This is a genomic window from Geminisphaera colitermitum TAV2 (assembly GCF_000171235.2).
Lineage (GTDB): Bacteria > Verrucomicrobiota > Verrucomicrobiia > Opitutales > Opitutaceae > Geminisphaera > Geminisphaera colitermitum.
On the sequence record NZ_ABEA03000123.1, the window covers coordinates 1 to 10,022 of the forward strand.

Here is a 10,022-nt window from a genome sequence, read left to right on the forward strand (position 1 = left end):
CCCCCCCCCCCTGCCGTGCCTCCCGCCATTTCCGTTTTTTCCGTCATCAGCCGTTGAACGGGAAGATGTGGAAGAAGCTCAGGAAGAAAATCGCCGCGATGAGGTAGCCGAGTGCGGGGAATTCCTTGGGGCGACCCGTGCCGAGCGCGATGAGCGCCGAGGCGAGCAGACCCAGGCCGATGCCCTCGGCAATGCTGAACGTGAGCGGGATGGCCAGAATCGTGAGCACCAGCGGCGCGGCGGTGCGGAACTCGCGTAGTGAAATATCCGTTACCGACTGCATCATGAAAATGCCCACCACCACCAGCGCGGGCGCAGTGGCCTGCGGCGGCACCATGAGGATCAGCGGCGTGACGAAGAGCGCCAGCAGGAACAGGCCCGCCGTCGTCAGCGCGGTCAGCCCGGTGCGTCCACCCGCCTCGACGCCCGAAGCAGACTCCACGTAACTCACCACCGTCGAAGTGCCGAAAAGCGCGCTGAGCATGGCGGCGATGGAATCGGCCATGAGGGCGCGGCCCGCCTTGGGCAGCGTGCCGTCGGGCAGGAGCAGGCCCGTGCGCCGCGCCACGCCGATGAGCGTGCCCAGGTTGTCAAACATATCGACGAGAAGCAGCGTCAGGATGATCGGCAGGGCTTTGAAGAAGGCGTCGCCGCTGGTAAGGAATTCGAAACTGAGCTTGCCGAACACCGGGGCGATTGACGACGGCATGGCGAAAAATTCTTTCGCGGGGGTGGTCACCATTGTGCCGGCTACGCCATTGGCGGCTGGAACAAAAAGCCCCGCGAGAGTCGTCAGCGCCACGCCGATGACGATGGCCCCCGGCACGCGCCGGGCGACGAGCAGGAATGTCACGGCGATGCCGCCCAGACAGAGCGCGACGGAGGGCGTGGCAAAGTTGCCATGCGAGACAAACGTGGCCGGGTGCGCCACGATGACTCCGCCGTTCTTGAGGCCGAGAAACGCGATGAACAGTCCGATGCCACAGGTGATGGCGATCTTCATCTCGTAGGGGATGGAGCGGACGATCTTTTCGCGGATGCCGGTGGCCGAGAGCAGGAGAAAAATGCCGCCGTTGACGAACACCATGCCCAGCGCCTGCTGCCACGGCACGCCGTAGATGCCGCAGATGGTGAACGCGAAGAAGGCGTTGATCCCCATGCCCGGCGCGAGCGCGAGGGGGAAGTTCGTCATGAGCGCCATCAGGACGGTGCTGATGGCGGCGGTGATCGCCGTGACGGTGATGAGAGCCGGGCGATCCATGCCGGTGCTGGCCAGGATGTCGGGGTTGACGGCGAGCACGTAGGCCATGGCGGCAAACGTCGTGAGGCCGGCAATGATCTCACGAGGAACGGTGGTGCCGCGTTCGCGGAGTTGGAAAAGGCGCTGGAGCATGGGAGGGCAGAAAGCGGCGGACAAAAGCGGAGAACAATCACCGAGGCAAGAACGCGAAAACCCGAATCTTCCGACCTTCCGATGGGGGCGGAAGTGATATCAGAGGACAGTGCTATTTGGCGGAGGGCGGGTTTCCCGACCCGCCAGACGCGGCACCGCCGCGCCCATCCGGGAAAAACGGAAGGGCGGCGTTGCACGCCGTCGGCGGGTCAGGAGACCCGCCCTCCAGTTTGATGCTCTCAGCCACTCAAAATCTCGAAAAACCAATAAGGTTTTTCACTTCGGGGGGGCGAAGGAGGGGACTTCAAAAAGGGCGGGGGGAAAGGTTTCGTTCACCGTCACGGTGTCGAAGACCACGGTCAGTTCGCGGGTGCTGCCGTCGTTGAGTTTGTTGGACGTGACGATTTTTCGCGGGAAGCGCAGCTTGCCGGCGCGCAGGTCGCCTTCTTCGCGGATGGTGCTCCCGGATTCCGTCTCGGTCAGCAGGAGGCGGCCTGTCTCTGTCTCAAAGTAGCGAAAAAATACGATGTTGTCGGCATGCACGAAGCTGAGTTTGCGGGTGGCTTTGCCGTCAATGGTCGCAGGGCCGAGGTCTTCGATTTTGCCGCCGATGTCCTCCAAGCCGCGGTAAAAGGCGAGGTTTTCCCAGGTGTTGGCCCGGAGGCGCTTGATCTGGTCGGAGCCGAGGATGGTGAGTTGCCAGGCATCGGGGTTCTTGGGGTCTTCTATGCGTTGCCAGGCGTCGTAGCCGTTGAGGGCGGTGATTTCTATCTTCTCGGGCGAGGTGGCGACGATGCGTTGCTGGCAGGGTTTTTGAAATATGATTTCGAGTCCCACGTTGATGGGGAGGGGTTTGCCGTCGGCGTCCTTGTCCATGACGGTGAGCGTGCCTTTGAAGTGCACGGAGTGGAGGGCGGCGAGTTCGTTTTCGGGGCCGACAAAGGCGCGGGCTTTTTGGACGGTTGCCTCGTCCGCAGTGAGCGGGGCGGGCGCGAACGCGAGGGCAACGAGGCTGCTGGCGAGGAGGAGTCGGGTGGTTGTTTTCATGCAGTGCGGGGGAGGGGGGAGAGAGACAGGGGTGGCGGGGGTTTGTTCGGAAAAAGCTAAAATGCTGAAAAGCTAAAAACTAAAACCCGGGAAAAATGCCGTCGTGTTTCCCCTCCTGCGACGATGGTCGCCGTTCCGAATTTTAACTTTTTAGTTTTTAGCATTTTAGCTTTTCCCCCCTCACTCCCACTCGATGGTCGCGGGGGGCTTGGAGCTGATGTCGAGGACGACGCGGGAGACGCCGCGGACTTCGTTGGTGATGCGGTTGGAGATGCGCTGGAGGAGCGGGTTGGGGAGCTTGGCCCAGTCGGCGGTCATGGCGTCGATGCTTTCCACGAGGCGCAGGGCGATGACGTCGGCGTAGTTGCGTTCGTCTCCGATCACTCCGACGGATTTTACCGGGAGATACACGCAGAAGCTTTGCCAGATTTTGTAGTAGAGGCCGGCGTTCATCATTTCTTCGTGGAGGATGGCGTCGGCTTCGCGGAGGACGTCGAGGCGTTGTTTGGTGATGTCACCCACAACACGCACGCCGAGGCCGGGGCCGGGGAAGGGCTGGCGCCAGACGACTTCCTTGGGAAGACCGAGTTTGGTGCCGACGAGGCGCACTTCGTCCTTGAAGAGTTGGCGGAGGGGTTCGACGAGCTTGAACTTCATGCGTTCGGGCAGGCCGCCGACGTTGTGGTGGCTCTTGATCATGGCGGCGGGGTTGTTGCCGATGGCCATGCTTTCGATGACGTCGGGGTAAATGGTGCCCTGACCGAGGTATTCGATGCCTTCCTTGTGTTTGAGTTCGCGGACTTTTTTCTCAAAGACTTCGATGAAGGCGGCGCCGATGATTTTGCGTTTGCGCTCGGGGTCGGTGATGCCTTTGAGGCGTTTGAGGAAGGTGCGGGAGGCGTCGACGATGCGGAGGTCGATTTTGAAGTGTTTGGCGTAGAGGGCTTCGATGTGCTTGGTCTCGTCCTTGCGCATGAGGCCGGTGTCCACGTAAACGCAGGTGAGTTGTTTGCCGATGGCTTTGTGGAGGAGGGCGGCGCAGACGGAGGAATCGACGCCGCCGGAGAGGGCGAGCAGGACGCGGCTTTTGCCGACTTGGGCGCGGATTTCCTTGACGGCGTGGTGGATGAAGTCGGCGGTGGTCCAGTCCTGCTTGGCACCGCAGACGGTGACGAGGAAGTTTTTGAGGATTTGGAGGCCGTTTTCGGTGTGCGAGACTTCGGGGTGGAACTGGATGCCGTAAAGGTGGCGTTTGGGGTCTTCGATGGCGGCGTGCGGGGCGTTGTCAGTGGTGGCGGTGGTCTTGAAGCCGGGGGGGAGGTCGATGAGGCGGTCGCCGTGGGAGTTCCAGACGGTGAATTTTTTCTGTTTGAGGTTGGAGAAGAGGCCGGACTTGGCGGCGGGGGTTTTTTTGACAATCGTGAGGGTGCCGAGTCCGTATTCGCGTTCTTTGCTGCGGGCGACGTTGCCGCCGAGGAGGCGGCCCATGAGTTGGATGCCGTAGCAGATGCCGAGGACGGGGACGCCGAGGTCAAAGATGGTTTTGTCGGGCAGGGGGGCGTCCTTGGCAAAGACGGAGTTGGGGCCGCCGGAGAGGATGATGCCAATGACGCCGTCTTTTTTCAGGGTCTCGGCGGGCGTGGAGTAGTGGTAGATTTTGGAGTAAACCTGGCACTCGCGGATGCGGCGGGCGATGACTTGCGTGTATTGGGAACCGAAATCGAGGACGGCGATGGTTTGTGACATGTGGCGGAAAAGGATAAAAACAAGTCCGGGTGCTGCGCGGGGAGCAAGTGCGTTTGTGTGAGGGAGGTGGTTGTGCGGGGGGGGGGGGACGCTCAGGCGCCGTGGCAGTTTTTGAATTTTTTGCCGCTGCCGCAGGGGCAGGGGTCGTTGCGGCCGACTTTGGGCATTTCGCGGCGGATGGTGACTTTGGGGAGTTGGATTTCCTGCCCGGCTTGTCCGCCGGGGAGGGCTCCGGCGCTGCCGCCGCCGGTGATGGTGGTGGTGACGCTGGCGCCGGGATGGGCTTGCGCGGCGGCACGCGTGGGAGGCGCGCCAGCAGAGACGTCCGCCGGGCCTTGGGCGCGGGCGTTGCGCGAGAGGATGGCGAGCATTTGCTCGAAAACCTGGATGTTGGATGCGCTGCGGAAGAGGCCGGTGCAGATTTGCAGGCGCACGTTTTGCATCAGTTCCTCGAAGTATTTGTAGGCTTCGTTCTTGTATTCAACAAGTGGATCTTTCTGGCCGTAGCTGCGCAGTCCGATGGACTGGCGGAGGTCTTCCATCTCGGTGAGGTGGCTTTGCCAGGGTTGGTCGATGGCTCCGATGACGACGTAGCGTTCGAGCGCGCCGAGGGCTTCGGGGAGTTCGACGGATTCCTTGATTTCGTAGGCTTTTTTGATGCGGTCAACCAGGTCGGCGGCGAGGGTTTCGGCGTTGGTGCCGTGCTTGGTGACGTCTTCGATTTTGAGGCCGAGGGGGAAGTGGGTGTTGCACCAGCCAACGAGGCTGTCGATGGCGGGGGGGGGGGGGGTGTCGCGTCCGCCAAAACCTGCGGATTCAACGCGGGCGGCGATCTCTTCCTCGACTTGTTCAAAGATGATGTCCTTGGCGCGTTCGGCGTGGATGGCGCCGTTGCGGATGCCGTAGATGACTTCGCGTTGTTTGTTGAGGACGTCGTCGTATTGGAGGAGGCGTTTGCGGGCGGAGAAGTTTTGTTGTTCGACTTTTTTCTGAGCGCTTTCGATGGAGCGGTTGAGCCAGGGGTGTTCGAGTTCTTCGCCTTCTTTCATCGCGCCTTCCATGATGCGGGAGGCGAGGTTGCCTTGGAGGAAGAGGCGCATGAGGTCGTCTTCGAGGGAGAGGAAGAACTTGGTGAGGCCGGGGTCGCCTTGGCGCGAGCAGCGTCCGCGGAGCTGGCGGTCGATGCGGCGGGATTGGTGGCGTTCGGTGCCGATGACGTAGAGGCCGCCGAGTTCTTTGACGCCTTCGCCGAGTTTGATGTCGGTGCCGCGGCCTGCCATGTTGGTGGCGATGGTGACGGAGCCGCGCTGGCCGGCGCGGGCAACGATGTCGGCTTCCTGGGCGTGGAATTTGGCGTTGAGGACGGTGTGGATGATACCGGCGCGCTTGAGCATGCGCGAGAGGACTTCGGAGGATTCGACGGAGGCGGTGCCGACGAGGACGGGTTGGCCGCGTTTGTGGGCTTCTTCGATTTCCTTGACGACGGCGTTGAATTTGTCGCGGCGGGTTTTGTAAATGCTGTCGTTTTTGTCGATGCGGATGCAGGGTTTGTTGGTGGGGATGACTTGGACGGCGAGGCGGTAGATTTCGAAGAATTCGGAGGCTTCGGTTTCGGCGGTGCCCGTCATGCCGGCCAGTTTCTCATACATGCGGAAGTAGTTTTGTATGGTGACGGTGGCGTAGGTGCGGGTTTCGCGTTCGATGGCGACGTTTTCCTTGGCTTCGACGGCTTGGTGGAGTCCGTCGGACCAGCGGCGGCCGGGCATGACGCGGCCGGTGTTTTCGTCCACGATCATGACTTTGCCGTCTTGGACGACGTATTCGACGTCTTTTTCGTAGAGGGAGTAGGCGCGGAGGAGTTGGGAAATGCCGTGGATTTCTTCGGAGACGGCGGTGAGTTTTTCCTGGGAGGCGAGTTTGCGCTTTTCTTTGTCTTCGGGGGTGAGGGTGGTGTCGGCGTCGAGTTCGCTGAATTCGGTGGCGAGGTCGGGGAGGACGAAGGCGTCGGGGTTGTCGGGGCGGAGTTGGGTGCGGCCGATTTCGGTGAGGTCGGCTTGGTGCTGGCGTTCGTCGATGACGTAGAAGAGTTCTTCCTTGAGTTTGAAGAGTTCGCTTTTGCGGAAGTCGGAGTTGAATTCGATGTCGGTCTTGTCGAGGAGTTTGCGCCACTCGGGGTTTTCCTGAATGCGGAGGAGGAGTTTGTTCTTGGGGGCGCCCATTTTGACTTGGAGGAGTCGTTGGGCGGCGAGGGCGCGGTCGTCGGGGGTGGCGTCGGTTTTTTCGAGGAGGGTCTTGGCGTCGGCAATGAAGCGGTTGCAGAGGCGGGTTTGTTCGGCGACGAGGCGGTCTACGGTGGGTTTGAGGCGTTGGAAGGGCATCTCGCGTTCGACGGGGGCGGGGCCGGAGATGATGAGGGGGGTGCGGGCTTCGTCGACGAGGATGGAGTCGATTTCGTCCACGATGCAGAACCAGTGGTCGCGCTGGACTTGGTCTTCTTTGCGGGTGGCCATGCCGTTGTCGCGGAGGTAGTCGAAGCCGAATTCGGAGGCGGTGCCGTAGGTGATGTCGCAGGCATACATCTGGCGGCGGATGTCGTTCTGCATTTGTTGTTGGATGCAGCCGACGGTGAGGCCGAGGAAGCTGTAGAGGTGGCCCATCCATTCGGAGTCGCGGCGGGCAAGGTAGTCGTTGACGGTGACGAGTTGGGTGTTCCGGCCAATGAGGGCGTTGAGGTAGAGGGGGAGGGTGGAGACGAGGGTTTTGCCTTCGCCGGTGGCCATTTCGGCGATGCGGCCTTGGTGGATGGCGAGGCCGCCGATGAGCTGGACGTCGAAGTGGACCATGTTCCATTCGAGTTCGTGTTCGCAGACGGTGACGGTCTTGCCGCAGAGGCGGCGGGCGGCGTTCTTGACGGCGGCAAAGGCTTCGGGGAGGACTTCGTCGAGGGCGGCTTTGGGGTCGGGCGCGGCGGCGATGCGGGCACGGAACTCACTGGTCTTGTCGCGGAGTTGTTCGTCGGTGAGCGTTTGGTAGGTGAGCTCGATTTCGTTGATCCTGGCGACAATGGGACGGGCCTTTTCGAGAAATTTTTTATAGTGACGGCCTGCGAAGCGTTTGAACAGGGAGGAGAGCATGGTCGTGTCGGTGAGAGAGTGGCTGTGAGTGGTCGTGAAAGTGGAAAAGGTTGGAGCGTAGGAGCAGGATGGGGCTTGGCAAATGGCAAAATCATGGGGCCGGGGCGGGGGAGGGATTGATACTCAAGGGAGCAGTGAGTGGTGCGGTGCGGTCAGCGAGGGTGCAGTTGGGGAACGAGTTCGGTGATGGTCCACCAAGGGCCGGGGGTGCGGGCAAGGGTGGCGGTCCAGTACCAAGCGGAGACATCGGTCCAGGCGCGGCCATCAGCGGCGAGGATGCGTTCGTGGACGAGCAGGGTGTGGCCGTTGCGCGTGGCCTCGGTGGCGCTCCAGAGGGTGCCGTCGGTTTTTTGGTGAATGGGGCGCGGACTGGTGTCGTAGCCAAGTGCACGCAGGCAATGGGCGGCGGGATGGAGGCGGCGCGTGGGGCGCGAGAGCCAGCGGAGGATGTAAATGCGGCCGGTGTCGTCGGTGAAAACGGCGGTCGTGCCGGGGAAGTCTTTGGCGAAACGGGCTTCGCGGGCGTCAGGCGGGAGTTGTATCCAGTTGGCGGATATGGCGGGTTCGACAGGCGCGGCGTGCCAGCCGGGAAAGGCGGTGGCGGCGCGGGCGGCGAGCGTGGCGCGGGTGGTGGTCATGATGTGTGCAGACCAGACGGGGGCGGCAGCGGCGGCGGCAAGAAGCAGCAAAAGGACGAGGAGGGCGAGGCGGGCGAGGGGGGGGGGGAGGGGATGGGACGGCGTTGTGATAGGTGCTCCGATGCGGGCGTGTTCGGGCTAAGGCTTGGAACTACGGGTTGCGGGGCAAGTCGTTCGGCGGCGAAGAGGATGACGAGCGCGGCGAGCGCGAAGAGGGCAAGGCCAATGGCATCGTGCGCCCAGGGGGGGGCGGGCCAGCGTCCGGTTTCGGTGAAGAAGAGCGTGGTGGCGCGCAGGATATTGGCGATGAAAACGGCGAGGGCCGCGGTGTGCGCAAGGCGGAGGGTGCGGCGGGTGTCGTGGCGGTGCCAGCAGGCAAGGGCGGCGGCGCAGAACAGGCCTGTCCAGAGCATTTGGATACCGCTGCACGGGGCGTCCACAATGACGCGTTCACCGGACCAGGTAAGCGTGGTGCCGGTGGCCGTGGCCGTGACGCCTCCGAGTTTGATGAGGGGCACGCTGAGGTGCGTGGTGATGACGCGGAGCGGGTATCCAAGATAAAATTGCAGGGTCGCCACCACGGGGAGTGAGAGGACGAGGAGGGACCAGAAGGGGAGCGGAGAAAATGCGGGTTGCGGATTGCGGAGTGCGGAATGAGCGGTGGCCGTCGGCACGATGACGAGCGCGATGAGCGTGACGAAAAGGACGGCGCGGATGAGCGGCGGCATCCAAGGGTAGGCGGCGGCATAGAGTGCGAGTCCGGTGCAGAGCGCGAGGGTGCGGCGGGGGGGGAGGGGGGCGAGTATCGCGCGCCACGGCGCGAAGAACAGCGCGGTGGCGAGAGCAACTAGGCCCCAAGGTTCGTCGGAGCCGTCACCGAGGCGGGCGGCATACCAGCGCAAAACCGGCCAGCCAGCGGCAAGCAGGGCAAGGAGGGCGGCGAGGCGGGTGGCGAAGAAGGGCGGAAAATGAGAACGTTTAACACTCAACGTTGAACATTTAACATTTAACAAAGGGGGATGCGTGACCATCGGGTTCATTGAATGTTAAGGGAACTTCTAAAAATTACACAGAGGACACAGAGGAGGCACAGAGTTTGGGGAGGCCTGTCCGGTGGAAGGACATTTTCCTCGCGAATGAATGTCTCTGTAATTCATTTATTATAAATAAAATAATGTTTTTACGGAAAAAGGAGCAAAGTCGTTTTGTCCTCCCTAAACTCTGTGCCTTCTCTGTGATCTCTGTGTAATTTCTGATTTTTAGAACCTCCCTTAAGTGTTAAACGTTAAATGTTAGGTGTTCGGTTCGGGGCGTTCCGGTTTTCTGCTTCCTGTGCGCCGACGCCACACGGCGATGCCGGCGATGAGGGTGGCGACGCCCATCAGCGCCCACGTCGCGGGTTCGGGGGAGGTGGGGATGTCGCCGCCGCCAATGGCGCGGTTGCTCACGCCTTGCGGGAGGGGGAGGGGCTGGCGGACGGTGTTGAGTCCTTCGCCGGGCTGGCGGCGGATGATGTGATCGACGGCCACAAAGGAGGTGTAGCGGGTGAGGAGTTTGTGGGTGAGGCCGAGTTGCGTGATCTGTGCAATGCGGTCTTCGCGGTCGGGGGCACCTGCTGCGACGTCGTCTCCGAGTTGGGCGATGCGGTGGCGGGCCCAGAGTCGGGAGAGTGCCTCGGCATCAAGCAGGCGTGTGGCGTCGGCGGTGGCGAGCGTGGCGGTGTAGGGGCGGTCGGCGCCGGTGTGGCCGGTGAGGACGAGGCGGGCTTCGGGGGCGAGGGGACCGCGGTATTTGCCGAAGAGGATCACGGGGCGTTGCGCAAAGACGTCGGGCAGGGAACGGGGTTCAACGTCATAGGCGTCGATGCCTTCGAGGGCGATGTGGATGCGGGTGAGGACGGGGGCGGCGATGGTGTCGCCAAAACGTTCAGCAGCGGCGGCGGCGGTGGCTTGGTCGGTGACAATGAAGGGTTCGCCCTGACCGGCGCGGGCAAGGCCTTCGATGAGGTGGCGGTTGACGCTGCTGCCGATGCCGAAGGCAAAGACGTTGGCTCCGTTTGTAACG

The 10,022-nt window shown here is 62.3% G+C and carries 7 protein-coding genes; all 7 read right to left on the reverse strand.

The features are described 5' to 3' along the window. Positions 1–46: 46 nt before the first annotated feature. A complete protein-coding gene (locus OBACDRAFT_RS14745) occupies positions 47–1,393 on the reverse strand; it encodes an NCS2 family permease (protein ID WP_043586841.1) in 1,347 nt (448 codons plus the stop codon). 276 nt (positions 1,394–1,669) lie between these two features. Beyond that, positions 1,670–2,440, reverse strand: coding sequence for a hypothetical protein (locus OBACDRAFT_RS14750; RefSeq protein ID WP_043586844.1), 771 nt, complete (start codon positions 2,438–2,440; stop codon positions 1,670–1,672). A gap of 180 nt (positions 2,441–2,620) precedes the next feature. Beyond that, the gene (gene guaA / locus OBACDRAFT_RS14755) at positions 2,621–4,186 is read right to left on the reverse strand and encodes a glutamine-hydrolyzing GMP synthase (protein ID WP_043586846.1); all 1,566 of its coding nucleotides are present in this window, start codon (positions 4,184–4,186) and stop codon (positions 2,621–2,623) included. A 92-nt stretch (positions 4,187–4,278) separates the two neighbouring features. Then, complete coding sequence (secA, locus tag OBACDRAFT_RS14760; protein ID WP_043586848.1) at positions 4,279–7,320, reverse strand: preprotein translocase subunit SecA; 3,042 nt, start codon at positions 7,318–7,320, stop codon at positions 4,279–4,281. A gap of 152 nt (positions 7,321–7,472) precedes the next feature. After that, a complete protein-coding gene (locus tag OBACDRAFT_RS14765) occupies positions 7,473–7,958 on the reverse strand; it encodes a hypothetical protein (RefSeq protein WP_052362062.1) in 486 nt (161 codons plus the stop codon). Further along, positions 7,955–8,947: an archaeosortase/exosortase family protein gene (locus tag OBACDRAFT_RS25495; RefSeq protein ID WP_052362063.1), complete on the reverse strand. Its 993-nt coding sequence runs from the start codon at positions 8,945–8,947 to the stop codon at positions 7,955–7,957. The genes OBACDRAFT_RS14765 and OBACDRAFT_RS25495 overlap by 4 nt, the downstream gene beginning before the upstream one ends. A 303-nt stretch (positions 8,948–9,250) precedes the next feature. Continuing rightward, a partial coding sequence (locus tag OBACDRAFT_RS14775) for a PEP-CTERM sorting domain-containing protein (RefSeq protein ID WP_043586850.1) occupies positions 9,251–10,022 on the reverse strand: 772 nt, incomplete at its 5' end.

Bases quoted from the DNA above. Each gene is read 5' to 3' on its own strand.
- OBACDRAFT_RS14745 (WP_043586841.1), bottom strand. From the start codon at position 1,393: ATGCTCCAGCGCCTTTTCCAACTCCGCGAACGCGGCACCACCGTTCCT.
- OBACDRAFT_RS14750 (WP_043586844.1), bottom strand. From the start codon at position 2,440: ATGAAAACAACCACCCGACTCCTCCTCGCCAGCAGCCTCGTTGCCCTC.
- guaA (WP_043586846.1), bottom strand. From the start codon at position 4,186: ATGTCACAAACCATCGCCGTCCTCGATTTCGGTTCCCAATACACGCAA.
- secA (WP_043586848.1), bottom strand. From the start codon at position 7,320: ATGCTCTCCTCCCTGTTCAAACGCTTCGCAGGCCGTCACTATAAAAAA.
- OBACDRAFT_RS14765 (WP_052362062.1), bottom strand. From the start codon at position 7,958: ATGACCACCACCCGCGCCACGCTCGCCGCCCGCGCCGCCACCGCCTTT.